Source organism: Pseudomonas sp. MF6751, from assembly GCF_016613265.1.
GTDB lineage: Bacteria > Pseudomonadota > Gammaproteobacteria > Pseudomonadales > Pseudomonadaceae > Aquipseudomonas > Aquipseudomonas fluorescens_BV.
The window spans coordinates 100,978-127,663 of record NZ_JAENSV010000012.1; the positions used below are offsets into that span (position 1 = coordinate 100,978).

Below are 26,686 nucleotides of genomic sequence, written 5' to 3' on the forward strand. Positions count from 1 at the left end.
GACCCACCGTTATCGCAGGCAAGCCAGCTCCCACATTCGATGGCGTTATTGGCCAGAGTTGATGGTGATTTTCTCGACCGCCCCCTGCTCCAGATCCCACTTCTTCAGGATCTTGCCGTAAGTCCCGTCATCAATCATGCCCTGCAATGCCTCACTGATCGCCGTGACCAACTCGGTATTGCTCTTCTCAATCCCAAGCCCGGTGAATTGCTTGGAAATCGCCAGCCCCACCGGCTTGTACTTGCCCTTGTCCAGCGACATCAAATAAGGAATGGTCTCGCTGCCCTGCATCGCCGCATCCAGGCGGTTCTGCTGCAACTGCGCCCGCGCATCTGCCGAGCCTTCGGTGCCGATCACCACGATTGCCGGCTTACCCGCCGCTTCGCAGTTTGCCTTGCTCCAGGCGGTAATTTCCGACGGCCAGGTGGTGCGGCGGCTGGTGCCGACTTTTTTACCGCACAGGTCGGTCAATTCCTTGATCTCTTCGCGCTTGGCCAAAGTGTAGAGCTGCGGGCCGCTGGTGAAGTAGTCGATGAAGGTCACGGCTTTCTGGCGCTCGGCGGTATCGGTCATGCCCGACAGCACGATGTCCACGCGCTTGGTGGTCAGGCCGCTGAGCATCTGTTCGAAGCCGGTTTCCTGCCATTTGATCTTCACGCCCAGTCGCTCGGCCAGGGCGTTGCCCAGGTCGAAATCGAAACCGGTGAGTTTGTTGGTGGCCGGGTCCTTGAAGTCCATCGGCGGGTAGTTCGGCACGATGGCTGCGCTGATCTCACCCTTGTCCTTGATGGCTTGCGGCAAGGCCGCGAATACACACGAGGAGGCCATCAGGCCTGCAAGCAAGGTAGGGATAAATATATTCTTCATGGGGGCGTTCTCGTTAGTTTTTTAGTTAAGTGCGAACGGCAGATATAAAGCTTTGGGTACGCGGGTTTTGTGGGCTTATTAGAATGTCTTCCGGGCTGCCGGCTTCCACAATCTGGCCGGCGTCCATAAACACCATGCGGTTGGACACTTCGCGAGCGAAGCCCAATTCATGGGTGACCACGATCATGGTCATGCCAGTGGTGGCCAAATCGCGCATCACTGACAGCACTTCGCCTACCAGCTCCGGGTCGAGCGCTGATGTGGGTTCGTCAAACAGCATCAACTTGGGGCGCATCGCCAAGGCCCGGGCAATTGCCACACGTTGTTGCTGGCCGCCGGACAACTCCACCGGGTAGGCATTGCGTTTGTCCGCCAGGCCAACGCGGGCCAGCAGTTCCAGCGCATCTTCGATGGCTTCCTTGGGCGAGCGCTTGAGCACCTGGCACGGGCCTTCGATGATGTTTTGCAACACAGTCATGTGCGGGAACAAATTGAAGCGCTGGAACACCATGCCGGTGGCCAGGCGCTGGCGGGCGATCTGCGCTTCGTTCATCTCGTGCAGCTTGTTGCCGACCACTCGATAACCAACCAATTCGCCATCGACCCACAGGCCGCCCTTGTCGATCTTTTCCAGCTGATTGACGCAACGCAGCAGGGTACTTTTGCCCGAGCCGGACGGGCCGATGATGCACATCACCTCGCCTTGCTCGACCTCTATATTGATGTCACGCAGGGCGTGATACTGGTCGTAATACTTGTTCAGGTTGACAGCCTTGACGATGCTTCTCATGGGGCAAATCTCCTCAACCCAGGCTTACGAACGCTTGCCGGCGCCGCGGGCAAAACGACGCTCGAGGCGGCTTTGACCAAATGAAAGAACAGTCACCACCGCCAGGTACCAGATGCCCGCCACAATCAGCAGCTCCATCACCCGGGCGTTGGCGTAGTAGATGTTTTGCGCGTTGTGCAGCAGTTCCGAGTACTGGATCACACTGGCCAGGCTGGTCATTTTCACCATGCTGATGAACTCGTTGCCGACGGGCGGGATGATCACGCGCATCGCCTGCGGCAGAATGATCCTGCGCAGCGCCTGCAGGCTCGGCATGCCGATGGACTTGGCCGCCTCGTATTGGCCGGTGTCCACCGACAGCAAGCCGGCACGCACCACTTCAGCGGTATAGGCGCCCTGGTTGATGCTCAAGCCGAGCAGGGCGGCCACGAATGGCGTCATCAGGTCGACGGTGTCGATGCTGAACAGGCCCGGAATCGCGATCACCGGGAAGATCAACGCCAGGTTGAACCACAGCAGCAGCTGCAAAATCAGCGGTGTACCGCGAAACAACCAGGTATAGGTGATGGCCACGTAACGCAGGATCGGGTTGGCCGACATGCGCATGATCGCCGTGATCACTCCGATCACTACGCCCAATGCCATCGCCAGGATCGACATGACGATGGTGTTCACCAGGCCCCAGAGGATGGCTTGCGACGTAAGGAACTGGCCAATGTAGGACCATTCGATCTGGCCATTGGCAAACGCGCGCAACAGCGCCGCCAACACAATCACGATCAGGGTGGCAAAAAACATCCGCCCGTAATAGCGCCGCGGCACATGCTCGTACTGGGTGATATCGAACTGGTTTTCGGACAACTTGCGCTCGGCTTCCAAGCGCTCGGCCGGGGTTTGGTTCATGCTGCTACTCCAAAACTAATGACGCTCTAACCGATGTACACGGTGTTACGGCTGAAACCCGGTCAAATGTGGGAGCTGGCTTGCCTGCGAAAGCGCCGGTGAGCTCACCACACCTACCAAGGCTTAAATCCGAAACCCCTGATAACTCTCAGCCCACTTCTGCTGTTCAGCCAAAGCAATCTTCAACCGCCCGATCTGCTCCTTCACCCGCTCCGGCGCCGTCCCACCCCACCCACTACGCGCCGCAATCGCCGCCTCCAGGGTCAGGCAGTCGCGCACGTCCGCGGTGAGTCGCCCATCCACCTCGGCCAACATTGCCGGTGAGGCTTGCCACAACTCAATCTCATGCTGCTCACAGGCCTGCACCAGCGCGCCGGTAATCTCATGCGCCTCCTTGAACGGCACACCACGGGTGGCCAGCCAGTCCGCCACCTCAGTCGCCAAGGTAAAGCCCATTGGCGCCTGGCGCCGCAACTCCTCTACCTGCACCTTCATGGTCGCCACCATGCCGGCCATCGCCGGCAACACCAGCAGCAAGGTGTCCACGCTGTCCAACACGCTGTGCTTGTCTTCACTCAAATCGCGGTTGTACGACAGCGGCAGCGACTTGAGCGTCGACATCAGCCCGGTCAGGTTGCCGATCAAACGCCCGGCCTTGCCCCGCGCCAATTCGGCAATGTCCGGGTTCTTTTTCTGCGGCATGATCGAACTGCCGGTGGCGTAGGCATCGTCCAGCACTACCCAGCAAAACTGGCGCGACGACCACAGGCAAAACTCCTCCGACAGCCGCGAAATATTCACCCCGAGCATGCCGGCCACAAACAGGAACTCCGCCACATGGTCACGGCTGGCGACGGCGTCGATGGAGTTTTCGCATGGCCCGGTGTAACCCATTTCCCTGGCCGAGTGCTCTGGCTGACGCGCTATCGCCGAACCTGCCATGGCGGCCGCGCCCAATGGCGACAGGGCCGTACGCGCATCCCAATCCACCAGGCGCTGCACATCGCGCAGCATCGACTGCGCGTGGGCCAGCAAGTGATGGGCGAACACAATGGGTTGCGCCTGCTGCAAATGGGTGAAGCCCGGGCAGATGCTCTCCACATGTTGCTCGGCCTGCTCAACCAGCGCCTGCTGCAAACCCAGCACCTCGTTGGCGATGGTGCGCGCATGGTCGCGCAGGAACAGACGCAGATCATTGGCCGTCTGGTCATTGCGCGAGCGTCCGGCACGCAACTTGCCGCCCAGGGCACCGAGGCGCTCGGTCAATACGCGTTCGATAAAGGTGTGCACGTCCTCGTCATCCAGGGTGGGATGCAGGCGACCGGCGGCGAAATCCTCACCGATACGGTCCAGGGCTTCGAGGGTGCGCAGGGTTTCCGACTCATCCAGCAAACCGGCGCGCTGCAACTCACGGGCATGGGCACGGGAGCCGGCCAGGTCGTAGGGCGTCAGGCGAAAATAGCGCTCAGGGCAACGCGACAACGCGGCCAACGCCGCAGACGGACCGGTCTTGAAACGAGCGCCCCAAAGGCGGTCGGTGGGCTGGGACATGGGTATTCCTCACGCTTGTTTTTAGAAGAGTCGGAGGCAGTTTCAACAGAAGTTTATCGGTGTAGAACCGGCATCTGACGCGCCGTATTCAAGGTTGCCAAGGGCGGATGTTTATGTTCATTATCGCCGCCTGGCTATGTTCAAGGATTGGGTTCAAGCCTGTTGAATATGGCACTCGAGGTCAACGCGCATTATGGAAACCCCACTTTCCACTTCTGGAAACCTGCCGCCAAAACCCGGCACACGAGCACCGCTGCAACTGAGTGGGCTGGACTTCAAATTGCTGCGCGTGTTCATGGCCGTGGTCGAAGCGGGCGGCTTCAGTGCCGCGCAAAACGAGCTGAACGTGGGCCTGGCGGCCATCAGCAAACAGATCTCCGACCTCGAGATTCGCATCGGCATGCGCCTGTGCACACGGGGCCGCGAAGGGTTCGGGCTGACCGAAGAAGGCAAGTTGGTGTATCAGGCATCCATCGAGTTATTTACCTCAGTGGACAGTTTTCGCGACAAGCTTAGTTCGGCGCAAAACGAACTGATCGGCGACCTGAGTGTGGGCGTTATTGATAACACCGTCTCGGATGTCAATTCCCCGCTGATTACCGCCCTGGGCAACTTACATCGCCAATCGCCAAAAATAAGATTGCGCCTACATGCCTCGCAATTGGACGAAGTTGAACGCGGAGTAGTGGAAGGGCGCCTGGTCGCCGGCATTGTCCCGGTGTACCAACGCCGTGAAGAATTCGACTACTTCCCGCTCTACGAAGAAAAGGCCCACGCCTACTGCGCCGTAGGGCATCCCTTGTTCACTGCGAGCGACATCACCCCCGATGCGCTTCGCCAATACGAAGTGGTCAACCATCGGTATGCGATCCATCGCGACAAGGCCAACTTCGTCAGCCACGACAGCCAGTCCGCCTCGGCTTCACAAGTGGAAGCCGTCGCCATCCTGATCCTCACCGGCCGCTTCCTGGGCTTTCTGCCAGAACACTACGCCACGCCACTGGTCAGGGAAGGGCGCCTGCGCGAACTGTGCCCAGAGCAGGTTCATTTAAGCACCGCGTTCAACCTGATCCTGCGCCACAACGCGCCGAGAAGCCCGATGGTAAAAGCCTTTGCCACAGCGCTGGGTGTAGACCTGAAGACCTCGGCCTAAGCCTCAACAAAACTCAAATGTGGGAGCTGTCGAGCCCCAGCGAGGCTGCGATGGGATCGCCTCGGTCTCCCCGCCAACCCCACCTACCCGCATCACCGCTGCAACCGAGCCAGCTTTTTCTTCTTCGCATGAAAATGCCGAAAATGCGCATCCTGCGCCGCCGCCAACAACTCCCGATCCCCACGCGTATCGCCCCAGGCCCTGAGCCGATACTCCCCCAGGTCGCCATAAACCGCTTCAAGGCGCAGCACCTTGTTCTCACAGCGGCAGTTATTGCCGGTGAGCTTGCCGGTCAACACACCGTCGACCACCTCAAGCTCAGTGCCAATCAACTTGATCCCAAGCCGATCCGCAAACGGCTGCAACACCAACGCAGGCGACGCCGAGCACAGCGTCACCACCGCCCCCGAGCCCAACTCCTGCTCCACTGACAACACCCCCGCAGGGCGCATCAACCGCGCCCAATTACGCTGGCAATACTCCTCGGCTTTTTGCTGCACCCAGGTCTTTTCCACACCCGTCATAAAGGTGCGAATCAACTGTGCCTTCAACTCATCCCGGCTGATCTGCCGGACCAAAAACCGCAGCCCAGGCACCGCGAGCTTGACCATCCGGCCATAAAACTCACCGGGGCCAAAGGCAAACTTGAGGAAGGGCACGAAACTGTCGTGGTGGGTGAGGGTGCCGTCGAAGTCAAAGACGGAAAGTACTTTGGCGTCTGCGGGGCCGGCTTCGAGCATGTCTGGGTTCACGGGTGGTCCTTATCAGGTAGGGCGGTTTCATAGCGTTGTGACTGGCGCTTGCCTGCCGGGGTTCAGGTTGACGGTTCAGCCTGGTCGCTGCGGGTCAGCCTCTGCGCTCTTTTGTGTGCGTGCGACGGTCCATGCGTTTATGGCGATACGAGTTTACTACCCCTGAGCCAGGAGTGGGGCTTCCGAGGTTCCGGCACGCTCATTCGAGAGCGAGTGCAGTTAGGTCTTACAAGTGTTTTGGCCGACTGATTGGAGTGTGGGTTAAATTTCCTACATACCACTCGCACCACTTAAAGCGAACTTTCCGATATTTCCTATTTGCTATTTTTCGTATGGTAAATGCCAAAAACAACAAGGCGTTAACCCTATGGCAAACCACGGCTACATGACCATCAGCGGCAAATCCCAAGGTCTGATTTCTGCAAAGTGTTCGACTCAAGACTCTATCGGCAACAAGTGGCAGGAGGGGCACTGCGACGAGATAATGGTGCTGTCCTTCCACCATAATATGGCCAACAGGGGCAACGTCAGGGCGTCGAGTCATGGGCCGATTGCCATTACCAAAAATATCGATAAATCGTCACCCTTGCTGGCGGTAGCGCTCTCCAACAGGGAAGAGCTCAACTGCGTCATCAATTTTTATCGGATCGCCCAATCGGGCTGGCATGAAAAATACTACAGCGTCGATATTCGAGGCTGCATCATCACCGACCTCACTGTCGACGTACCGCATTCTGTTTTGCATATTGATGCAGAGGCACAAGAGCATGTTGCGCTTAAATATCGTGAAATAATCTGGACTCACCATAAGGCGGGTACAAGTGGCTTCAGTACTTGGGGGACAGGTCGGTGAATAAAAAATATGAAAAACAGCAGCCCACATTTTACGATATCTGGGTGGTTAGTCAGGCTGCAGCGTATCTGACTAACCAAGCTTGTACCATCAGTGCTCGGAATATTAATGATGGGGTTGTTCGGTTACAGTTCAATCGGGAGGTGGCTTATTACGCGCGGAGTATTGTTAGGGATGTTGAGGAAGGCAGGAAAACAATTGATCAGGGGTTGAAGGAAATAAAGCGCGAACAAAAAAGCCTCATAAACCAATCCCTGGAGGTGGGGAGCAAAGGCATCGGGGTTATCGCGGGCGCACTTCAGTTTGCGACTGGGGCAGGAATTTGCTACGCCTCAGTCGGTACGCTGTGTTTGCTGGCGGGTATCCCGATCATGGCACACGGCGCTAATAATATTTATGAGAACGGTCGCAATTTAATGAATGATGTCTCAGATACAGCGGGACCAGTCAGGAGCGCATATCGCGCCGCAGCAACGTCATTTGGATATGGTGAGCGTGAAGGCGACCTAGCCTACGGTGGTACTGATATAGGATTGTCAATGTACAGTCTTGGTAGGCGTGTGATTAAACCTGACGCATGGCGATTGTTTAGATACATAAGATCAGATAAAGAACGGGCTTATAAAACTATGGGTGCCGCGCCGTTAGGGTTGGAAGCTTATACCGACTACGAGACCGGTAGGCAAATATATAAAAGGCTTAATGAATGATTGTGCTCTGGTCTGCGTTGTTTGTGATGGGTGGCGTATGGTCCGCTTATGCTCTGAAAAGGAGGTTTTCTGGGTGTGATTTGAATCATATAAAGCTGTATTCTTGTGTGGTCTATAACGGCTATTTTGTGGTGTCCTATATTGAGGTTATTAAGTATGGCGAGTTTCCTTTTTTTGGGATTAGGACTGATTTTATTATTCAATATCCCATCATCGAGTGGATTGCCTTTTTCGGCATATTGGCTCACGGATTTGCACTTCCGATGAAGTGGAAGGTCAGGCGCTGGTTCTGAACGAAAAAAGAGAGTGTAGGCTTGTCGGAGGCAGAGAGTACTCAGGCCTTAGGTTCGGCTTCGAGCATGTCTGGGTACACGGGTTGGCCTAGGTCCTATCTAATAGTATTAAGCATGCATCAGCTATGACAACAGGAGCCTACTCCCGTGCCAGTCTTCCGATCTTGGCGTAAAGCCTTTCGCTAAAAGCCTCCCGACAACTCGACCGATGACAACGCTGATGGCAATTGGGCACAAGGCTACAGCATTGGTGATGCGATCCGAGCCCTTCTGGGCCAGGTGCTTGACGTGATGGACTTCAAGAAATAGCAAATTCCTTTTTTACCGACGAAAAAAAGCCCTGAACATGCCAGGGCTTCCTTTAGCGCTTAGTCCGGATCAATCCCAGCTCAGCGCGCCGCCGGTCTGGTACTCGATCACACGGGTCTCGAAGAAGTTCTTCTCTTTCTTCAAGTCCATGATCTCGCTCATCCACGGGAACGGGTTAGTCGTGCCTGGGTACTCTTCCTTCAAGCCGATCTGCGACAGGCGACGGTTAGCTATGAACTTCAGATAGTCTTCCATCATCGCCGCGTTCATGCCGAGAACACCGCGAGGCATGGTGTCACGCGCGTATTCAATCTCCAACTGCGTACCCTGCAGAATCATCTGGGTCGCTTCTTCCTTCATCTCGGCGTCCCACAGGTGTGGGTTTTCGATTTTGATCTGGTTGATCACGTCGATACCGAAGTTCAGGTGCATCGACTCATCGCGCAGGATGTACTGGAACTGCTCGGCCACGCCGGTCATTTTGTTGCGGCGGCCCATGGACAGGATCTGGGTGAAGCCGCAGTAGAAGAAGATGCCTTCCAATACGCAGTAGTAGGCGACCAGGTTGCGCAGCAGTTCCTTGTCGGTGTCGACGGTGCCGGTTTCGAACTTCGGATCGGAGATCGAGCGGGTGTACTTCAGGCCCCAGGCGGCCTTTTTGGCGACCGATGGAATCTCGTGGTACATGTTGAAGATCTCGCCTTCATCCATGGCCAGCGATTCGATGCAGTACTGGTAGGCGTGGGTGTGGATCGCTTCTTCGAAGGCCTGGCGCAGGATGTACTGGCGGCACTCCGGGTTGGTGATCAGGCGGTACACGGCCAGCACCAGGTTGTTGGCTACCAGGGAGTCGGCGGTGGAGAAGAAGCCCAGGTTGCGCATGACGATACGGCGTTCGTCGTCGGTCAGGCCTTCGGGGTTTTTCCACAGGGCGATGTCGGCGGTCATGTTGACCTCTTGCGGCATCCAGTGGTTGGCGCAGCCGTCGAGGTACTTCTGCCAGGCCCAGTCGTACTTGAATGGCACGAGTTGGTTGAGGTCGGCGCGGCAGTTGATCATGCGCTTTTCGTCAACGGCGACGCGGGCGGAGGCGCCTTCCAGCTCGGCGAGGCCTTCGGCGACGTCGAGTTTGTCCAGGGCGGCCTTGGCGCGCACGATGGCGGCGGAGTCGTTGGCGGTGACGGCACGGGCTTCCACGGCGGCAGCGGCGCCGGCACCGTCGAGGCGGTCCATGTTGGCTTCGGTGGCGTGGCCGGCGTTGGCGCCTTTAGCGGCTACTTCGCCTTCTTCTTCTTTGTCGAATTCGTCCCAGCTCAGCATGACGTGTCGTCTCCTGCGTGAGGGCTCAAAGGTGCCCGTGTGAAACCGGATGGTTGGGTGTTCACACGGCCCTAGGGCCGCGGTGGATCTTAAGGAATCGTTTGTTGCAACAGCTCGCGCAGGCAAATAAACGGAATCAGGTTGCGGGTGCTGCATGAGGCTTGAGGGGCGCAGCGATGCGTACTTGCTGCAGCGCAGGCTCAAGGTCTGGCTCTTTATCCGTGTGTAAAGGGATATTGCAGGCCCGATTTACCCGCGCATTATAGGGAAAAATTCAGGTTTGTGTTGCGGCGGATGGTCACTTGGGAGCGCCAAAATGACGTGGGTTTCGGCCAAAGCGAGTGTTTGCAAGGCTTTGCTGGGCGTGGGGGTTTTTGATGGGCGGGGATGTTTTTTTTGGGGCAGGGGAAGGGGGCGTAAAAAGAGTGGTCGTGGCTGAAATCGCCATCGCAGGCAAGCCAGCTCCCACAATTGATGTGGGGTGTATTCAAGGGCGGGTTCTTGGCCGCAAGAACGATTTCTTGCGGCAATTAAGAATCCAACTTCAGAAGTTGTTAGCCGTTAGAGCAACCATTGCCCATTACTTGATAGTTAAGAATATGACGCTGGCCTTGAGAATCTTCATATTCCATCTTCACCGGTACAACTTCGCAGACTTCTGGAATGCTGCTCATGGACAAGACTTTGGCCACATCCAAGTGCGTGCTATAGGTGTAGTCCTCGACAATCGGGGCGTTCTGGCCGGCCAGTTCAGTCGGGGCTTCGTCCGCCAGGGCGGCGGTGGCGCACAAGCTGCTCAGGGCGATCACTAATAACGCTTTCATTTGTTCATTACCTTCTTCAGGGCGAAAGGGGGCACGGGGCCCTTGTGAGGCCGTGTGTGTCACTTAAAAGTTAGGAAGTTCGGATTAACGTTGCCTTCGTGGGGGCTGTTGCGTTGTTAATCAGAGTGCCTTGTTGGCGGAGTTGATTTTAGGCGCCTCGGTTATATTCATATACCCGTGGTTTTGATAAACACTTTTGGCGGTTTTTGTAACAATCCCTCAATCAAGATTTTTTCAGAAGCCTGCCAGCCGCCGCAGCACGCGGGCCAGAGCGGTGAAAAGGCATAGCAGGGCAATTTGTAGGGTCTTGTTACTACCATCGTCGAATGGTTCTATAGGCCCACCCCGGCTACAACAGGGGCCATACAACAACAACTATGTCACCGAGGTAAGAAAGATGAGTGCGGCTTCCCTGTACCCCGTTCGCCCCGAAGTAGCAGCCAACACGCTGACCGACGAGGCGACCTACAAGGCTATGTACCAGCAGTCGGTGGTCAACCCCGATGGCTTCTGGCGCGAGCAAGCCAAGCGCCTTGACTGGGTCAAGCCTTTCACCGCGGTGAAGCAGACCTCTTTCGACGACCACCATGTCGACATCAAATGGTTCGCCGATGGCACCCTGAACGTTTCCTACAATTGCCTGGACCGTCACCTCGCCGAGCGTGGCGACCAGATCGCAATCATCTGGGAGGGCGACGACCCTGCCGAGAGCCGCAACATCACCTACCGCGAGTTGCATGAAGAAGTCTGCAAGTTCGCCAACGCCTTGCGCGGCCAGGACGTGCACCGCGGCGATGTGGTGACTATCTATATGCCGATGATTCCCGAAGCCGTGGTCGCCATGCTGGCCTGTACCCGCATCGGCGCGATCCATTCGGTGGTGTTTGGCGGTTTCTCCCCGGAAGCCCTGGCCGGTCGCATCATCGACTGTAAGTCAAAAGTGGTGATTACTGCTGACGAAGGCATCCGTGCCGGTAAGAAAATTCCGCTTAAGGCTAACGTTGACGACGCACTGACCAACCCGGAAACCAGCAGCATCCAGAAGGTGATCGTGTGCAAGCGCACCAATGGCGCGATCAAGTGGAACCAGCATCGCGACATCTGGTACGAAGACCTGATGAAAGTGGCGGGCACCGTCTGCGCGCCAAAAGAAATGGGCGCCGAAGAAGCGCTGTTCATCCTCTATACCTCCGGCTCTACCGGCAAGCCCAAGGGTGTGCAGCACACCACCGGTGGCTACTTGCTCTATGCGGCCCTGACTCACGAGCGCGTATTCGACTATCGCCCAGGCGAAATCTACTGGTGCACCGCCGACGTCGGCTGGGTCACTGGCCACACCTACATCGTCTACGGCCCGCTGGCCAATGGCGCGACCACGCTGCTGTTCGAAGGCGTGCCGAACTACCCGGACATCACCCGAGTGGCGAAGATCGTCGACAAGCACAAGGTCAACATCCTCTACACCGCACCGACCGCGATCCGCGCCATGATGGCCTCCGGCACCGCTGCCTGTGAAGGCGCCGACGGCAGCAGCCTGCGCCTGTTGGGTTCGGTGGGTGAGCCGATCAACCCGGAAGCCTGGGACTGGTACTACAAGAACGTCGGCCAATCCCGTTGCCCGATCGTCGACACCTGGTGGCAGACCGAAACCGGTGCCACGCTGATGAGCCCACTGCCAGGCGCCCATGCGTTGAAGCCGGGTTCGGCGGCACGGCCGTTTTTCGGTGTGGTGCCGGCGCTAGTGGACAACCTGGGCAACATCATCGAAGGCGCCGCCGAAGGCAACCTGGTGATTCTGGATTCCTGGCCAGGCCAGGCGCGTACCCTGTACGGCGACCATGACCGTTTTGTCGACACCTACTTCAAGACCTTCCGCGGCATGTACTTCACCGGTGACGGCGCACGTCGCGATGAGGATGGTTACTGGTGGATCACTGGCCGTGTGGATGACGTGTTGAACGTGTCCGGCCACCGCATGGGTACTGCCGAGATCGAGAGCGCCATGGTTGCGCACCCCAAAGTCGCCGAGGCGGCGGTGGTGGGTGTGCCGCATGACATCAAGGGGCAGGGCATTTATGTGTATGTCACCTTGAAGAATGGTGAAGAGCCCAACGAAGCACTGCGCCTGGAACTGAAAAACTGGGTGCGCAAGGAAATCGGGCCGATTGCCTCGCCGGACGTAATCCAGTGGGCGCCTGGGTTGCCGAAAACGCGCTCGGGGAAAATCATGCGGCGCATTTTGCGCAAGATCGCCACGGCTGAATACGACGGGTTGGGGGATATCTCCACCCTGGCAGATCCGAGCGTGGTGGCGCATTTGATTGAAACGCACAAGACCATGAACGTCGCGTAAGCGGGGTAGGTGGGACAGAGCCCCATTCGGTGCAAGCCGGGTGGGGCTTTTTTTGGGGACTCAGAAGCACCGAGGTTCAATGTGGGAGCTGGCTTGCCTGCGATAGCTATTTATCAGTTAGCCCATCTTTGGCTGATACACCGTTATCGCAGGCAAGCCAGCTCCCACAGTTCAGATCGCATTTCATAAAGGGGGGGTGGGTGGCGGTCTAACAGGGTCGCATCACAACCAAGCCAATAAATATCGGTTTTTCCGGTAGGACATTTCTGAATGTTACCGGCCCGCTCAAATGTGTAACCACCCGCACAAAGCTGGGGCAACGGACCACGCCCACGCCCCGAAAAACCGCGTTCTAGACACCCCTAAAAATAAGATTAAACGCCAGACTTGCCGTGCTAGAAGGGTTTGCGAATAATAGGCCCGCAATTTGCAGCATCATCAGGTTTAATATCTTTTGTCTCTGCATAAATTTCAGAGGCTGTCAATGAGTTGGAACCGCTTTCTCAGTGCTTCTGTAAATTGTTGTCGCATTGAGGAAATATCGGCTTCCGGCCTGTCGTTAGAATGCCGATCACTCGCTCGTCGTCGCAGGTGTCGCCCGCGCAGGACGCAGCACCGCTATTCGGTTACACCTTCGCCGCATCGTGGGCCATGGCTCATACTGCTGTTTTTGCCCTATACCGATGGAGTCCCAAGATGAAGAAACTCGTGCTGTTGGGCGCCCTGGCGCTGTCCGTGCTGTCCATGCAGGCTTTCGCCGAAGGCAAGCCGCTGAAAATTGGTATCGAAGCGGCTTACCCTCCGTTTGCCTCGAAGGCGCCGGATGGCAGCATCGTCGGTTTTGACTACGACATCGGCAATGCGCTGTGCAAGCAGATGGACGTCAAGTGCACCTGGGTCGAGCAGGAATTCGACGGCCTGATCCCTGCGCTGAAAGTGCGCAAGATCGACGCGATTCTGTCGTCCATGTCCATCACCGAAGACCGCAAGAAATCCGTGGATTTCACCACCCGCTACTACCTGTCCCCAGCGCGCCTGGTGATGAAGGAAGGCACCACCGTCAGCGACAGCCTGGATGAATTGAAGGGCAAGAAGATCGGTGTACAGCGCGGTTCGATCCACGATCGTTTCGCCCGTGAAGTCCTGGCGCCAAAAGGTGCGGATATCAAGGGTTACAGTACCCAGAACGAAATCTACCTGGACGTGGCTGCCGGTCGTCTCGACGGTACCGTGGCTGACGCCACCCTGCTGCAAGACGGTTTCCTGAAAACTGACGCCGGCAAAGGCTACGCGTTTGTAGGGCCATCGTTCACCGAAGCCAAATACTTCGGCGACGGTATCGGCATCGCAGTGCGCAAAGGTGACAAAGAGAACCTTGAGCGCATCAATGCGGCCATCGCTGCAATCCGTGCCAACGGCGAATACAAGAAAATCCAGGACAAGTACTTCGACTTCGATATTTACGGCGCTGACGCCAAGTAACTCATCGCAGCTGTCTGTCCGAAATGGCGCAAGCAACAGTCATCCTGAAGTTTGCGCCATTTTTTCATCCCCCTTTTCGAGGACCTGAATCATGTTGAAAGGCTACGGGGCCGTCATCCTCGATGGCGCATGGTTGACGCTTCAGCTCGCCTTGTCGTCCATGGCCTTGGCCATTGTTCTGGGTCTGATCGGGGTCGCGCTACGCCTGTCGCCGGTACGCTGGCTGGCTTGGCTGGGCGACTTGTACTCCACGGTGATCCGCGGGATCCCCGACCTGGTGCTGATCCTGCTGATTTTCTACGGCGGTCAGGACTTGCTTAACCGCGTCGCGCCGTTGCTGGGCTTTGACGACTATATCGACTTGAACCCCCTGGCCGCCGGTATCGGCACCCTGGGTTTCATCTTTGGTGCCTATCTTTCGGAAACCTTCCGTGGCGCCTTCATGGCCATTCCCAAGGGGCAGGCTGAAGCCGGCCTGGCGTATGGCATGAGCAGTTTTCAGGTGTTTTTCCGGGTGATGGTGCCGCAGATGATTCGGCTGGCGATCCCCGGGTTTACCAACAACTGGCTGGTATTGACCAAGGCCACCGCGCTGATTTCGGTGGTAGGTCTGCAAGACATGATGTTCAAGGCCAAGCAGGCGGCAGACGCCACCCGCGAGCCTTTTACCTTCTTCCTCGCAGTGGCGGCGATGTACCTGGTGATCACCAGCGTGTCGTTGCTGGCCTTGCGTTACCTTGAGAAGCGCTACTCGGTAGGCGTAAGGGCGGCTGATCTATGATCTTCGACTACAACGTCATCTGGGAGGCCATGCCGCTGTACCTCGGCGGCCTGCTGACCACCCTGAAACTGCTCGCTATCTCGCTGTTCTTCGGCCTGCTCGCGGCCTTGCCCCTGGGCTTGATGCGCGTGTCCAAGCAGCCGATCGTCAACGGCGTGGCCTGGCTTTACACCTATGTGATCCGCGGCACACCGATGCTGGTGCAGCTGTTTTTGATCTACTACGGCCTGGCACAGTTCGAAGTGGTGCGCGAAAGCTTCCTGTGGCCGCTGCTGTCCAGCGCGACATTCTGTGCGTGCCTGGCGTTTGCGATCAACACCAGCGCCTACACCGCCGAAATTATCGCCGGCAGCCTCAAGGCCACGCCTAACGGTGAGATCGAAGCGGCCAAGGCCATGGGCATGTCGCGCTACAAACTGTACCGCCGCATCCTGTTGCCGTCGGCCCTGCGCCGTGCGCTGCCGCAGTACAGCAACGAAGTGATCATGATGCTGCAGACCACCAGCCTGGCGTCTATCGTTACCCTGATCGACATCACCGGTGCCGCGCGTACGGTTAATGCCCAGTATTACCTGCCGTTCGAAGCCTATATCACCGCCGGCGTGTTCTACCTGTGCCTGACCTTCATCCTGGTGCGCCTGTTCAAGTTGGCCGAGCGCCGCTGGCTGAGCTACCTGGCTCCACGGAAGCACTGATATGGAACGTATCGATCATCTGCTGCCCTGGGGGCATTTGGGCTGCGAGCGCCAACTGAGCGTGTTCCGCTTTGGCAGCGGCGAGCGCAAGGCCTATATCCAGGCCAGCTTGCACGCCGATGAGTTGCCGGGTATGCGTGCCGCGTGGGAACTGAAAAAACGCCTCACAAAGCTGGAGCAGCAGGGCGCCCTCAACGGCGTGATCGAGCTGGTGCCGGTGGCTAACCCGATGGGCCTTGGCCAGCTGTTGCAAGGCAGCCACCAGGGGCGTTTCGAAGTGGGCAGCGGCAAGAACTTCAATCGCGACTTCGTTGAGTTGAGCGAGCCGGTCGGTGCATTGTTGCAAGGCAAACTGGGTGATGACCCGCACGCCAATGTGCGCATGATTCGCCAGGCCATGAGCGATACGCTCGCCGCCTTGCCCGAGCCGAGCAGCCAGTTGCAAGGCATGCAGCGTATCCTGCTGAGCCATGCGTGCACCGCCGATGTGGTGCTGGACCTGCATTGCGACGCCGAAGCCGCACTGCACATGTATGCGCTGCCCCAACACTGGCCGCAGTGGCGGTCGCTGTCGGCACACCTGAATGTGAAGGTCGGCCTGCTGGCGGAAGATTCCGGCGGCAGTTCGTTTGACGAGGCGTGCTCGTTGCCGTGGCTGCGTTTGTCGCGCACGTTCCCGCAGGCGCAGATTCCGCTGGCCTGCCTGGCAACGACGTTGGAGTTGGGCGGCCAGGCCGACACCGGCCGTGATGAAGCCATCTTCCACGCCGAAGGCATCCTTGCGTTCCTCGCCGAACAAGGCTTGATCAAGGGCGAGTGGCCCGCGCCGCAACACGAACCTTGCGAAGGTGTGCCTTTTGAGGGCACCGAACTGCTGTTCGCGCCCCATGCCGGGGTGATCAGTTACCTGCGTAAAGCGGGCGACTGGGTAGAAACCGGCGACGAGATTTTTGAAGTGATTGACCCCCTGACCGACCGCGTAAGCACTATTTGCGCGGGCACCTCGGGGGTGTTGTTTGCCGTTGAACGGCTACGTTATGCCCAAGCGGGTTTCTGGCTGGCCAAGGTGGCGGGGCGCGAAGCGCTGCGTCACGGGCGCTTGCTCAACGACTGACCACCTGTTTTTGTGAGAACCGACCGCATGTACAAGCTTGAAGTCCAAGACCTGCATAAACGCTATGGCAGTCATGAAGTGCTCAAAGGTGTGTCCCTGGCCGCCGCCGCCGGTGATGTGATCAGCATCATCGGTTCCAGCGGTTCGGGCAAAAGTACCTTTTTGCGCTGCATCAACCTGCTGGAGCAGCCCCACGCCGGCAAGATTCTGCTCAATAACGAAGAGCTGAAACTGGTGGCCAACAAGGACGGCGCCATGAAGGCTGCCGACCCCAAGCAACTGCAACGTATGCGTTCACGCCTGTCCATGGTGTTCCAGCATTTCAACCTGTGGTCGCACATGACCGCGATTGAAAACGTGATGGAAGCCCCGGTGCACGTGTTGGGCATATCGAAGAAAGAGGCCCGTGAAAAGGCCGAGCATTACCTGGCCAAAGTTGGTGTGGGCCATCGTAAGGATGCGTTCCCGGGCCACATGTCCGGTGGCGAGCAGCAGCGCGTAGCGATTGCTCGTGCGCTGGCGATGGAACCTGAGGTGATGCTGTTCGACGAACCTACTTCGGCGCTGGATCCGGAGTTGGTGGGCGAAGTGCTCAAGGTCATGCAGGACCTGGCCCAGGAAGGCCGCACCATGGTGGTGGTGACCCACGAAATGGGCTTTGCCCGGGAAGTGTCGAACCAGTTGGTGTTTTTGCACAAAGGCATTGTTGAAGAGCGTGGCAATCCGAGGGAAGTGCTGGTGAACCCGCAGTCGGAACGGTTGCAGCAGTTCCTCTCTGGCAGTTTGAAATAATCAAGACTGCTTTTGTGCACCGGGATAGTGCATGCTCCGCAGTCTTGAGGTAAGCCCCGATTCCCTGTGGGAGCTGGCTTGCCCGCGATAGCGATGCATCAGCCAATGATGTGTTAATTGACCCACCGCCATCGCAGGCAAGCCAGCTCCCACTTTTGATCTGTGTTTGTTTTGGGATTTGTAGTTGATTACGGGCTAGCATTGGCCCACAGCTTCTTTCACCGTTTTCGCTCCGGATAGCACTCCATGACCGCCCACAAAATTGGTTTCCTGATTTGGCCCAGCACAAAAGCACTCACGCTTGCGCTGGCTGAGGAGGCCTTGCGCGTTGCTCAGCGGGTACATCCGGATGTGGTCTACGAGTTGTCGTTTCTGCAGGCCGAGCCGCAAACCGAGGGGGCCTGGCAACTGCCGGGCGAGCCGTGGGCTGGCAAGCTGGAAGGTTTTCAGAAACTGTTCCTGCTGGCGGATGAGCCGCCTGCCGCCATCGCCTCCCAGCTCAGCACAGCGCTCAAGCAGCTGGTTCGGGCTGGTTGCGTGATCGGCGGGTTATCGGCGGGCGTGTACCCATTGGCTCAGCTTGGTTTGCTGGATGGTTATCGTGCTGCCGTGCATTGGCGCTGGCAGGACGATTTCGCCGAGCGTTTCCCCAAGGTCATCGCCACCAGCCACCTGTTTGACTGGGACCGTGATCGCCTGACCGCTTGCGGCGGCATGTCGGTACTTGACCTGCTGTTGGCGGTACTGGCCCGTGACCATGGCGCCGAGTTGGCCGGTGCCGTGTCTGAAGAATTGGTGGTGGAGCGCATCCGTGAAGGCGGCGAGCGCCAGCGCATTCCGTTGCAAAACCGCCTGGGCTCCAGCCATCCGAAGCTGACCCAGGCGGTGTTGCTGATGGAAGCGAATATTGAAGAGCCGCTGACCACCGATGAAATTGCCCAGCACGTGTGCGTGTCACGACGACAGCTGGAGCGCATCTTCAAGCAGTACCTTAACCGCGTTCCCAGCCAGTATTACCTGGAACTGCGCCTGAACAAGGCGCGCCAGATGTTGATGCAAACCAGCAAGTCGATCATTCAGATCGGCCTGTCGTGCGGCTTCTCCTCGGGGCCGCATTTCTCCAGCGCCTACCGTAACTTCTTCGGCGCTACTCCCCGTGAAGACCGCAACCAACGGCGCAGCAGCAGCCCGTTCGAGTTGTCGTCGTTGCCCTCCGAGCGCGGTTGAGCGGCGGGCTATTCATCGCCCTCTGTGTCGGGTCCACCGCTGACGGAGTCCTGGTTGGGATTGATCGGCGGGGGTTGTAAAGCTTCCGGTACATCGAAGTTTACCGCCGTGCGGTTGTAGTAACGGCGCAGCATGGCGATCGTCGCGGGCGAGAACGGGTTGCCGCTGAGGTCGAAGCCCTGGGCTCTGTCTGCATCCATCTCAAGGAGGTCGCTGGGCAGCTCGCTAATCTGGTTGTTGCGCAAGCTCACTTGATCAAGCGATGGCAGGTTGAATATTCCGTTCGGCACTTGCGTGAGGCCAGCTTCTTCGATCATCAAACCTGTCAGTCCCGACATTTTGCTGATGTCGGGCGCGACGCCCAGCGGGTTATGACTCAGGTCCAGGTACTCAAGGTTTTGCAGGTCGCTCAGGGCGTCGGCGCTGGTGGTGGTCAAGCGAATATGGCTGTTTGCAAGGCTCAGTGACTTGAGTTTGGGTAGATTGAACACGGCGCCTGGGATGTCGTTCAAGGCATAGCGGTAGATCAGCAGGCTTTCCAGGTTGGGAAAGTGCTCGAGAAATCCCTGGGGAATCGACGTAGTTTCCTCTGCCCTCAATTCCAGCTTCGAAATGTGCTCGAAATCGATATTCAATGACGGTAGATCGCCTAGCGGCGCCAGCGTCACTTCCATTTCATGGGAGGCGGCTGGCGGCTCTTGGTCGGAGTCCAGAGCTGTTTCCCGTCGCCAGGCTGCTTCCAGCACTGTTTTGAGTTCGTCTCGCACCAACTGCTGCTGAGCCTGCGCTTGCTCGTCCAGTGGTGCCCTCGTAAGCGGATGCTGTGCCGGCACACTCACTATCCATTCCTGCAAATCGGCTTGAAGACGCTCGTAGTCCGCTTTCAAGCGCACCAAGTGTGCCATTGAGTCGTCCAGGCCGCCGGGCAGCCTGAAGATGAAGTTATTCGCCTGGTCGACGCTGTACTTGGGGTAAAGCGCTTGCACCATAAGCCGCTGCGCGGGGTTGGCATCAGCACCAAAATGTTCGCCGGTTGCCTGGCAATAGGCTTTGATCCTCTGCAGCGTGGCGCGTGAGAACCCGTTGCCTGACAGGTTAAAGGCTTTGGCGGCATTGCCTGGCAGCTGGAAGATCAAATCAGGCAGCCGACTCAAATAGTTGTTGCTCAGATCGGCGCTGACTAGTTGGGGGCGATTGAGCAAGTTCTCGGGAAACAGGGAGATATGGGTTCCGCTCAGGTTCAGCGTCTGTAGTTCGGGCATGTGCCCAAGGTTGGGAGACCGTGACAGCTGATTGTTGTTGGATAGGTCCAGGCTTTTGAGTCCTGTGAAGGGAGCAAGGTCTGTGTGGTTTTGCAGGGTCAGGTTGCAGTTGCGCAGCGTCAGTCTGTCAAGGTGAGAAAGTGCGATGACCTCGGGAGGAATTGTGTTGAGGGCAACGTCGCTCAGATGCAACGTACGTAGGTTGGGGAAGTGGGTGAGGAAACCTGGCGCTCCCCGGGTAGTGGGGTAACCCTTTAGCGTCAAACTGGAAATGTGATCGAAGTTTGCATTGAGTACAGGCAGTTCGCCGTGTATGGGGTAGCCAAGGTTCAGTGCGCGTCCGATTGCGTGGTCAGTATCGATCGGCGTTTCATGGCGCCAGCCGCGGAGCAGTTCTTGTGTCCATATCCAGCGGTGCAGTTCCGCTTCGGCGACGGCGGAAGAAGGTAGCGGGGCATCGGTGTTGAGAGAGGCCTGCAAGAGGGTCGAGCGCCAGGCCATCAGATCGGTTTTGAGTCGTAAAAGCTCGTTTTTCAGGTAGCGGAGCGTCTGTAAGGGAGTGCTGGGATAGCTGTTCAAAATGTCCAGTGTCTGAGCCAGCTCTTGCGGGCTCAGGCCAGGGTACAGCTCGTGTAACAACGCTAATTCGGGGGTGTTGCCGGCCTCTGGCGGTGTGGCGGGGTAGCCTTCCATGCCGCCGGGTAGGCGCATCAGCCTGGGGTCGTAGGCAGGTTTGCGCACTGGATCCTGGGCCAACAACGCGCCGAGCGCTTCACGTGTCAGGGGGCGCTGGCTCAAGGTTTGCCGCAACAACGGACCCTGGCCGATATGAATGCCCAGCGCATCGCGCTGAGTGTCAGGCAGGGCCTGCAGGACGGCAGTGTAAAAATCCGTTTCGGCAAGCAGCATGCCTTTTTCGTCTTCAGGGATGTACTCGCCTTCGATGGTACGCACCAGGGTGCGTTTGATCGGTGCTTCAGGATCGCCGATTGCATCGTGCAGCTTGCCGGTTTGCTTGAAATCGCGCACTTCCAGACGCACAGACGGCGACCAGCCCGGCAGGTTTTCCAGCGAGTGCAGGGCGAGGCGGTGGGTGTCGCTGTTTTCCAGAGCGGTCATGTACAACCCTTCATGCGCCCGGCTGATTCGAACGTGATGAGCGGCCCAGCGTGCTCGCTCAAGTACCGGTGCGGGTAGCTTGCCTTGGTCGATGTCCAGCAACTGCTGGCCGGTGGAGCCGCGTAATACCTCTTCAGCGGCACTCGTTGGCAGGCCGGGCGCGGCGTCGATGATGGTTTGCAGGCGTGCGTCAGCGGTTATCTCCAGCCCGCGATAACGCGAGTCGAACAGCGAGGTGCGGCTTTTCTGAGCTGCGCGTGCCAGTTGTTTGCGCAGTTTGGCGGTGCGTGCAGGCAGGGTGGGCGTGGGGCCGAACGGCTCTTCAAGCAAGGTTTTGCGTTCCGACTCGTTCAAGGTTTCCAGCACGATCGTCAGCAAATCGCCCTTGTTCATCTGGGCTTCGTGTATCTGTGCCACGGCGGCGTTTTTATGGCCTTTGTGCTCCCAGACGGTTTCACCTTTGGCGTTGAGAAACCGCAGGGTCTTGGATTCGGGCCATAGGCCCGTCTGGCTCAGCAGCCACAGTTGCGTTTGGGTATCAGCCTTCTGATACATCGCAGGGTCATCGCTGTTCATCTGGTCGATGAAAGTTTGCAACTGCTCATCGACCCGGATGCGCTTGAGTGTGTCGGCCAACAGCGGCGGCGGCGGTTGGTGGTCCATGTACAGTTTGCGCAGGACGTCATCATTGGTCTCGCTGATGCGACTGGCTCTTTCAAAACCGGCTTCGCTGATACCTTCGGCAGATGGGCCGAGCCGGCGCAGCAAGGTGGTGCGATTCCAGGTCAACGGGCGATCCACGGGCGTCAACCAGGCGCCCTTGCCATTGCTCAGTACGCGTGGGCGGTAGGCGTGGGGGCGCGTCGGATGTTCAAGGCTAGCGTTGCCCGAGGGTTGCTTGATGGAGAAAAATTGCCCGTCCAGCGCCAGGATCTGCTTTTGTTGATGGGCATGTAATCCCTGCGGGCCGGGGCGCGACCCTGGAACCAATTGAATGTCATGGACGTAGGGCGCCAGGTCGGGGTTCCACAGACGGGTTTTACGGTCGGTGGTCACTGGAGTGAGTCTGTCAAAGAAGTCCCATAGCGCCTTCGGTAGCGTCTGTCGCAACAGGTTTTCGGCGATCGGTGCGCCGACCGCGAACATCCCCAGTTGGACCATTTGCTCAAGGATTGACATCAGGTGCCCGAATGCCTGGCGCTTGAGCCCTTCGGCCCAGTCGAGCACGCCTTCGAACACATCGTCGAGCAGTTGATAGGCGGTATAGCCGAGCATCAGTAAGCCCAGCGGCGGAACAAAGGGTGTTGCGATGAAGGCGGCGATTTCGAGAATGGCTTCACCGATTTTCTGTACAACCTCCCAGTGCCGCCAGCGAGCATTTCTGTCAGCGTCGGCGGTGGGAATGGCCGTTACGCGAGCATCGTTGAGCAACTTATCAAGCTTGTTCTCATACAGGTGTTCGTACAGGTCGTTGGTGATTTTCGTCGCATAAAATTGCAGGTTGGGTTTGGCCACGGGTTCGTCACGCCAGACAGGGCGGGGGTCGCCCGAAACATGCTCGTGCCAGACGACCTGTGATAAGCGGCTGTTGAGATCGGCAAAGAAGTAGCCGCGCTGTTCATGCCTGACGAAACGGCTGAAAAACGCCTGATAGTCGGCGCTGCGCAGTTTGTTCGCCAGGTCCTGCATGAAGGCCTGACCGTTGGCGTAATACTTGAGCGGCGATTGCGGGTCGCCCGGAATATAGGCCACCATCGGGACGGCGCTGCGATTGGACTCCAGGTCGGCGGCGAACAGCACGATGCCGGTCAAGGGGGCGTTCATCAGGCTAAGGTCATGGCACAGCAACGGCCTGCCGTTCAGGTCGCCGATCAGGTTTTTGAGAAAGCTGCGAAGTGCATTGAACGCTTGGGGCGATACATCTTTTTTCAGCTGCGCCATATGCAAGCTGGCTTGGGCGTCGGCTTTCAGGCTGTTGATGACCTTTTGGCGCAGTTGAGCCTTGATCGCCGCGTCATTGAAGCCCAAAAGGTTCTTGAGGTAGCGCTGGTATTGCTTGCCGACATCCAGCGTGCGGCATAACCCGATGAATTGCGCGATGCTGATTTTCTCGCGTAATTGGGGCAACGTGTTGAATTGCCCGGTGGCGGAGGGCTGAGTAATGAATGTCGACTCTGGGGCATATGCCGTCGGCTTGCTTTCGTCCGCATCAAAGTTGTGCAATGCCGCCTCCACCAGTGAAACAGTCCAGGTTTTGGCGCCAGTTTCTATGGGAAGCAGCGGTGTGGTCTGTGGGATATACAAGCGCAGATAAATAGCGCTGACGTCGCAGTCGGCGTCGTACTGCTGCTTGAGTGCCTGCTGCAGCAAGGGGGCGGCAAATGCCTGCGGGGTTTGGAGCGTGGATAGGGCGCTGTCGACTTGGTTTTGTGCCTTCCAACTGTTCTCCAGGGCCTTCTTGGCGGGAGCTTGCTGGGTGCGGTTGGCATCGCCATACCAATCGGCGAATTCAATTGGGCTGTTTTTCAGGGCCTGGCGCCGGGCACTTGAGGCGTTCCCTAGCCATTTCGGTAGGCGGGGGTTGACCTCGGCGGGCACTACGGCTGCGACTTGTGCGAGGTGTTGGGAGAGCGAGGTTTGAGTTGGGGTGGGCATGGGCTGGATCTTCATTGAGTTGAGGCAGCGACATCACACCAACTTTGATGCAGGGCGGGAGCATATATAGTGATGCCCGCAACGAAACCCGCAGATCTTGCGCTTGCCTCCCTTGCTTATGAGGCCGTGCTGCCCGGAACTCGGGTAGGCGCGGTTAGATCGTCAGGGCGCGCCAACCCTTTCGCTGCATGATCCTGACGTAAACCTGCCGCAGCGTTTAAACTGCGCCATTGCGACGCTATTTGTCGCATTGGCGTAAACCCGCGAAAAACACGGGTTGGCGCTATAAGAAGTTGTCGCTTGGCGACAAGGCCCCACTGAAAACTGTCCTTACAATCCCTGCATCGCCCGCCAGTTCCAGGCAGGCGTTCCTCTTCAGGAGACTCCGATGTCCGTTGAGCAAGCCCCGGTGCAACGTGCCGATTTCGACCAGGTGATGGTGCCCAACTACGCACCTGCTGCCTTTATTCCTGTGCGTGGCCAAGGTTCGCGCGTGTGGGACCAGGCCGGTCGCGAGCTGATCGACTTTGCCGGCGGCATCGCGGTTAACGTGTTGGGCCACGCCCACCCGGCACTGGTCGGTGCCTTGACCGAACAGGCCAACAAACTCTGGCACGTCTCCAACGTGTTCACCAATGAGCCGGCGCTGCGCCTGGCCCACAAGCTGATCGACGCCACCTTTGCCGAGCGCGTGTTCTTCTGCAACTCCGGCGCCGAAGCCAACGAGGCCGCCTTCAAGCTGGCCCGTCGCGTGGCGTTCGACCGTTTTGGCAGCGAGAAGTACGAGATCATAGCCGCGCTGAACAGCTTCCATGGCCGTACCCTGTTCACCGTCAACGTCGGTGGCCAATCGAAGTACTCCGATGGTTTCGGGCCTAAAATCACCGGCATCACCCACGTTCCTTATAACGACCTGGCTGCGCTGAAAGCGGCGGTCACCGATAAGACCTGCGCCGTGGTTCTGGAACCGATCCAGGGTGAAGGCGGCGTACTGCCAGCCGAACTGGCTTACCTGCAAGGCGCCCGCGAACTGTGCGACGCGAACGACGCGCTGCTGGTGTTCGACGAAGTGCAAACCGGCATGGGCCGCAGCGGACACCTGTTTGCCTACCAGCATTACGGCGTGACCCCGGACATCCTCACCAGCGCCAAGAGCCTGGGCGGCGGCTTCCCGATTGCGGCGATGCTGACCCGTGAAGACCTGGCCAAGCACTTGGTGGTCGGCACCCACGGCACCACCTACGGCGGCAACCCGCTGGCGTGCGCGGTAGCGGAAGCGGTGATCGACGTGATCAACACTCCAGAAGTGCTGGCGGGTGTGAATGCCAAGCACGACCTGTTCAAGGCGCGCCTGGAGCAGATCGGCAAGCAGTACGGCATCTTCACCCAAGTGCGTGGCATGGGCTTGTTGATCGGTTGCGTACTCAGCGATGCCTTCAAAGGCAAGGCCAAGGACGTGTTCAACGCGGCCGAAAAAGAGAACTTGATGATCCTGCAAGCCGGCCCCGACGTGGTGCGTTTTGCGCCGAGCCTGGTGGTGGAAGAGGCGGACATCAATGAAGGCCTGGATCGTTTTGAGCGTGCTGTGAAGACGTTGACGCAAGCCTGATAGCGACACATTTTATTGGCCGGACCTGAACAAATGTGGGAGCTGGCTTGCCTGCGATAGCATCACCTCGGTGCCGTTGATATACCGAGTTGCCTGTATCGCGGGCAAGCCAGCTCCCACATGGATCTGCTTACACATTGAGACCGATGTGTATCCAGGGCCTGTGTCCGGCATTTTTTCCTCTGTGAGTTTTCGAGTTAAGGAGTGACACCATGCTGGTGATGCGCCCCGCGCAAATGGCTGATCTGGGCGAGGTACAGCGTCTGGCTGCGGACAGCCCGATTGGTGTCACCTCCTTGCCGGATGATGTGGAACGCCTGAGCGACAAGATCGCGGCCAGCGAAGCTTCTTTTGCGGCCGAGGTGAGTTTCAACGGTGAAGAGAGCTATTTCTTCGTGCTGGAAGACACCGAGACCGGCAAGCTCGCCGGCTGCTCGGCCATCGTGGCCTCGGCCGGTTACTCCGAGCCGTTCTATAGCTTTCGTAACGAGACCTTCGTGCACGCCTCCCGCGAGCTGAAGATCCACAACAAGATCCACGTGCTTTCCCAGTGCCACGACCTTACCGGCAACAGCCTGCTCACCAGTTTCTACGTGAAGCCTGCGCTGGTCGGTTCGCCGTGGTCGGAACTCAATTCCCGTGGCCGACTGCTGTTTGTCGCCAGCCATCCCGAGCGCTTTGCCGACTCGGTGGTGACCGAGATTGTCGGCTACAGCGACGAGAACGGTGACTCGCCGTTCTGGGATGCCATTGGCCGCAACTTCTTCGACCTCAACTACGCCGCCGCCGAGCGCCTGTGCGGGCTGAAAAGCCGTACCTTCCTCGCCGAGCTGATGCCGCACTATCCGATCTACGTGCCGCTGCTGCCGGACGAAGCGCAAGAAGCCATGGGCCAGGTGCACCCGCGTGCGCAAATCACCTTCGACATCCTCATGCGTGAAGGTTTCGAAACTGACCATTACATCGACATCTTCGACGGTGGCCCGACGCTGCACGCCCGGGTCTCGGGCATTCGCTCGATTGCCCAGAGCCGCGTGGTGCCAGTGAAAATCGGTGAGATGGTCAAGGGTGTTGGCCGCCAGTACCTGGTGAGCAACGCGCAGTTGCAGGATTACCGTGCGGTGATGCTGGAGCTTGACTACGCGCCCGGCAAACCAGTGACCCTGGACCTGGCGGCAGCCGAAGCGCTGGGTGTTGGCGAAGGCGCCAGTGTGCGCCTGGTTGCGGTTTAAAAAGAGAGTTTCGCGGGTGGCTGACAACAGCGGCCCGTTC

21 protein-coding genes and 1 pseudogene are annotated in these 26,686 nt (G+C 58.2%); 13 read left to right on the forward strand and 9 right to left on the reverse strand.

The window, feature by feature from the left end:
* Nucleotides 1–45: 45 nt before the first annotated feature.
* From JJD66_RS12860 to argH, 4 genes are all read right to left on the reverse strand, one after another.
* Nucleotides 46–867 carry an ABC transporter substrate-binding protein gene (locus JJD66_RS12860; RefSeq protein ID WP_200648315.1) on the reverse strand — a complete coding sequence of 274 codons (822 nt, stop codon included), beginning with the start codon at nucleotides 865–867 and terminating at the stop codon, nucleotides 46–48.
* Between the two features lie 25 nt (nucleotides 868–892).
* Entirely contained in the window at nucleotides 893–1,657 is a 765-nt protein-coding gene (locus JJD66_RS12865) for an amino acid ABC transporter ATP-binding protein (RefSeq protein WP_003193648.1), read from the reverse strand.
* Between the two features lie 24 nt (nucleotides 1,658–1,681).
* Nucleotides 1,682–2,560: an amino acid ABC transporter permease gene (locus tag JJD66_RS12870; RefSeq protein WP_019819278.1), complete on the reverse strand. Its 879-nt coding sequence runs from the start codon at nucleotides 2,558–2,560 to the stop codon at nucleotides 1,682–1,684.
* 123 nt (nucleotides 2,561–2,683) lie between these two features.
* Complete coding sequence (gene argH, locus JJD66_RS12875; RefSeq protein WP_200648316.1) at nucleotides 2,684–4,111, reverse strand: argininosuccinate lyase; 1,428 nt, start codon at nucleotides 4,109–4,111, stop codon at nucleotides 2,684–2,686.
* Nucleotides 4,112–4,304: 193 nt separating this feature from the next.
* On the opposite strand from argH, the gene JJD66_RS12880 reads away from it, so the two are divergent.
* Nucleotides 4,305–5,264 (forward strand): LysR family transcriptional regulator, encoded by a 960-nt coding sequence (locus JJD66_RS12880; protein WP_105228062.1) that lies wholly within the window; start codon nucleotides 4,305–4,307, stop codon nucleotides 5,262–5,264.
* A gap of 92 nt (nucleotides 5,265–5,356) precedes the next feature.
* On the opposite strand, the gene JJD66_RS12885 is transcribed toward JJD66_RS12880, so the two are convergent.
* Entirely contained in the window at nucleotides 5,357–6,004 is a 648-nt protein-coding gene (locus JJD66_RS12885; protein WP_200648327.1) for an HAD-IB family hydrolase, read from the reverse strand.
* Nucleotides 6,005–6,383: 379 nt separating this feature from the next.
* Here JJD66_RS12885 and JJD66_RS12890 point away from each other — a divergent pair, with 379 nt between their 5' ends.
* Genes JJD66_RS12890 through JJD66_RS12900 form a run of 3 tightly spaced genes read left to right on the forward strand, consistent with a single transcriptional unit; the run spans nucleotide 6,384 to nucleotide 7,872 of the window.
* Nucleotides 6,384–6,869 carry an Hcp family type VI secretion system effector gene (locus JJD66_RS12890; protein WP_200648317.1) on the forward strand — a complete coding sequence of 162 codons (486 nt, stop codon included), beginning with the start codon at nucleotides 6,384–6,386 and terminating at the stop codon, nucleotides 6,867–6,869.
* Nucleotides 6,866–7,579, forward strand: coding sequence for a DUF4225 domain-containing protein (locus JJD66_RS12895; protein WP_200648318.1), 714 nt, complete (start codon nucleotides 6,866–6,868; stop codon nucleotides 7,577–7,579). The genes JJD66_RS12890 and JJD66_RS12895 overlap by 4 nt, the downstream gene beginning before the upstream one ends.
* A complete protein-coding gene (locus JJD66_RS12900; protein WP_034128474.1) occupies nucleotides 7,576–7,872 on the forward strand; it encodes a hypothetical protein in 297 nt (98 codons plus the stop codon). The genes JJD66_RS12895 and JJD66_RS12900 overlap by 4 nt, the downstream gene beginning before the upstream one ends.
* Before the next feature lie 139 nt (nucleotides 7,873–8,011).
* Here the strand turns inward: JJD66_RS12900 and JJD66_RS12905 are convergent.
* From JJD66_RS12905 to JJD66_RS12915, 3 genes and pseudogenes are all read right to left on the reverse strand, one after another.
* A pseudogene (locus tag JJD66_RS12905) lies at nucleotides 8,012–8,184 on the reverse strand (HNH endonuclease); the annotation flags it as partial.
* Between the two features lie 66 nt (nucleotides 8,185–8,250).
* Nucleotides 8,251–9,501: a ribonucleotide-diphosphate reductase subunit beta gene (locus JJD66_RS12910; RefSeq protein WP_014719604.1), complete on the reverse strand. Its 1,251-nt coding sequence runs from the start codon at nucleotides 9,499–9,501 to the stop codon at nucleotides 8,251–8,253.
* Nucleotides 9,502–10,055: 554 nt separating this feature from the next.
* Entirely contained in the window at nucleotides 10,056–10,325 is a 270-nt protein-coding gene (locus tag JJD66_RS12915) for a DUF2790 domain-containing protein (RefSeq protein WP_034128473.1), read from the reverse strand.
* A 397-nt stretch (nucleotides 10,326–10,722) separates the two neighbouring features.
* On the opposite strand from JJD66_RS12915, the gene acs reads away from it, so the two are divergent.
* The 7 genes from acs (at nucleotide 10,723) to argR (ending at nucleotide 18,769) form a co-directional block, all read left to right on the forward strand.
* Nucleotides 10,723–12,678, forward strand: a complete 1,956-nt coding sequence (gene acs / locus JJD66_RS12920) for an acetate--CoA ligase (RefSeq protein WP_005790645.1) — start codon at nucleotides 10,723–10,725, stop codon at nucleotides 12,676–12,678.
* Nucleotides 12,679–13,374: 696 nt separating this feature from the next.
* Nucleotides 13,375–14,160, forward strand: a complete 786-nt coding sequence (locus JJD66_RS12925; protein ID WP_034128472.1) for an ABC transporter substrate-binding protein — start codon at nucleotides 13,375–13,377, stop codon at nucleotides 14,158–14,160.
* A gap of 91 nt (nucleotides 14,161–14,251) precedes the next feature.
* The gene (locus JJD66_RS12930; protein WP_003193627.1) at nucleotides 14,252–14,941 is read left to right on the forward strand and encodes an ABC transporter permease; all 690 of its coding nucleotides are present in this window, start codon (nucleotides 14,252–14,254) and stop codon (nucleotides 14,939–14,941) included.
* On the forward strand, nucleotides 14,938–15,636 hold the full coding sequence (locus JJD66_RS12935) for an ABC transporter permease (protein ID WP_003193625.1): 699 nt from the start codon (nucleotides 14,938–14,940) through the stop codon (nucleotides 15,634–15,636). The genes JJD66_RS12930 and JJD66_RS12935 overlap by 4 nt, the downstream gene beginning before the upstream one ends.
* 1 nt (nucleotide 15,637) lies before the next feature.
* Entirely contained in the window at nucleotides 15,638–16,750 is a 1,113-nt protein-coding gene (locus JJD66_RS12940; protein WP_105228056.1) for a succinylglutamate desuccinylase/aspartoacylase family protein, read from the forward strand.
* A gap of 27 nt (nucleotides 16,751–16,777) precedes the next feature.
* The gene (locus JJD66_RS12945) at nucleotides 16,778–17,542 is read left to right on the forward strand and encodes an ABC transporter ATP-binding protein (protein ID WP_014719598.1); all 765 of its coding nucleotides are present in this window, start codon (nucleotides 16,778–16,780) and stop codon (nucleotides 17,540–17,542) included.
* Between the two features lie 246 nt (nucleotides 17,543–17,788).
* Nucleotides 17,789–18,769, forward strand: a complete 981-nt coding sequence (gene argR, locus JJD66_RS12950; RefSeq protein ID WP_200648319.1) for a transcriptional regulator ArgR — start codon at nucleotides 17,789–17,791, stop codon at nucleotides 18,767–18,769.
* 8 nt (nucleotides 18,770–18,777) lie between these two features.
* Here argR and JJD66_RS12955 read toward each other — a convergent pair whose 3' ends face one another.
* Nucleotides 18,778–23,805, reverse strand: a complete 5,028-nt coding sequence (locus JJD66_RS12955) for a leucine-rich repeat domain-containing protein (RefSeq protein WP_200648320.1) — start codon at nucleotides 23,803–23,805, stop codon at nucleotides 18,778–18,780.
* Between the two features lie 388 nt (nucleotides 23,806–24,193).
* Here JJD66_RS12955 and JJD66_RS12960 point away from each other — a divergent pair, with 388 nt between their 5' ends.
* Both JJD66_RS12960 and aruF read left to right on the forward strand, forming a co-directional pair.
* Nucleotides 24,194–25,414, forward strand: a complete 1,221-nt coding sequence (locus tag JJD66_RS12960) for an aspartate aminotransferase family protein (RefSeq protein ID WP_096143499.1) — start codon at nucleotides 24,194–24,196, stop codon at nucleotides 25,412–25,414.
* 212 nt (nucleotides 25,415–25,626) lie between these two features.
* The gene (gene aruF / locus JJD66_RS12965; protein ID WP_015885475.1) at nucleotides 25,627–26,646 is read left to right on the forward strand and encodes an arginine/ornithine succinyltransferase subunit alpha; all 1,020 of its coding nucleotides are present in this window, start codon (nucleotides 25,627–25,629) and stop codon (nucleotides 26,644–26,646) included.
* Nucleotides 26,647–26,686: the final 40 nt, after the last annotated feature.

What these genes read in the sequence shown, in the direction of transcription:
- JJD66_RS12860 (WP_200648315.1), bottom strand. Translation starts at nt 867, where the DNA reads ATGAAGAATATATTTATCCCTACCTTGCTTGCAGGCCTGATGGCCTCC.
- JJD66_RS12865 (WP_003193648.1), bottom strand. Translation starts at nt 1,657, where the DNA reads ATGAGAAGCATCGTCAAGGCTGTCAACCTGAACAAGTATTACGACCAG.
- acs (WP_005790645.1), top strand. Translation starts at nt 10,723, where the DNA reads ATGAGTGCGGCTTCCCTGTACCCCGTTCGCCCCGAAGTAGCAGCCAAC.
- aruF (WP_015885475.1), top strand. Translation starts at nt 25,627, where the DNA reads ATGCTGGTGATGCGCCCCGCGCAAATGGCTGATCTGGGCGAGGTACAG.
- argH (WP_200648316.1), bottom strand. Translation starts at nt 4,111, where the DNA reads ATGTCCCAGCCCACCGACCGCCTTTGGGGCGCTCGTTTCAAGACCGGT.
- argR (WP_200648319.1), top strand. Translation starts at nt 17,789, where the DNA reads ATGACCGCCCACAAAATTGGTTTCCTGATTTGGCCCAGCACAAAAGCA.
- JJD66_RS12880 (WP_105228062.1), top strand. Translation starts at nt 4,305, where the DNA reads ATGGAAACCCCACTTTCCACTTCTGGAAACCTGCCGCCAAAACCCGGC.
- JJD66_RS12910 (WP_014719604.1), bottom strand. Translation starts at nt 9,501, where the DNA reads ATGCTGAGCTGGGACGAATTCGACAAAGAAGAAGAAGGCGAAGTAGCC.
- JJD66_RS12890 (WP_200648317.1), top strand. Translation starts at nt 6,384, where the DNA reads ATGGCAAACCACGGCTACATGACCATCAGCGGCAAATCCCAAGGTCTG.
- JJD66_RS12915 (WP_034128473.1), bottom strand. Translation starts at nt 10,325, where the DNA reads ATGAAAGCGTTATTAGTGATCGCCCTGAGCAGCTTGTGCGCCACCGCC.
- JJD66_RS12960 (WP_096143499.1), top strand. Translation starts at nt 24,194, where the DNA reads ATGTCCGTTGAGCAAGCCCCGGTGCAACGTGCCGATTTCGACCAGGTG.
- JJD66_RS12925 (WP_034128472.1), top strand. Translation starts at nt 13,375, where the DNA reads ATGAAGAAACTCGTGCTGTTGGGCGCCCTGGCGCTGTCCGTGCTGTCC.
- JJD66_RS12940 (WP_105228056.1), top strand. Translation starts at nt 15,638, where the DNA reads ATGGAACGTATCGATCATCTGCTGCCCTGGGGGCATTTGGGCTGCGAG.
- JJD66_RS12945 (WP_014719598.1), top strand. Translation starts at nt 16,778, where the DNA reads ATGTACAAGCTTGAAGTCCAAGACCTGCATAAACGCTATGGCAGTCAT.
- JJD66_RS12900 (WP_034128474.1), top strand. Translation starts at nt 7,576, where the DNA reads ATGATTGTGCTCTGGTCTGCGTTGTTTGTGATGGGTGGCGTATGGTCC.
- JJD66_RS12930 (WP_003193627.1), top strand. Translation starts at nt 14,252, where the DNA reads ATGTTGAAAGGCTACGGGGCCGTCATCCTCGATGGCGCATGGTTGACG.
- JJD66_RS12885 (WP_200648327.1), bottom strand. Translation starts at nt 6,004, where the DNA reads ATGCTCGAAGCCGGCCCCGCAGACGCCAAAGTACTTTCCGTCTTTGAC.
- JJD66_RS12870 (WP_019819278.1), bottom strand. Translation starts at nt 2,560, where the DNA reads ATGAACCAAACCCCGGCCGAGCGCTTGGAAGCCGAGCGCAAGTTGTCC.
- JJD66_RS12955 (WP_200648320.1), bottom strand. Translation starts at nt 23,805, where the DNA reads ATGCCCACCCCAACTCAAACCTCGCTCTCCCAACACCTCGCACAAGTC.
- JJD66_RS12935 (WP_003193625.1), top strand. Translation starts at nt 14,938, where the DNA reads ATGATCTTCGACTACAACGTCATCTGGGAGGCCATGCCGCTGTACCTC.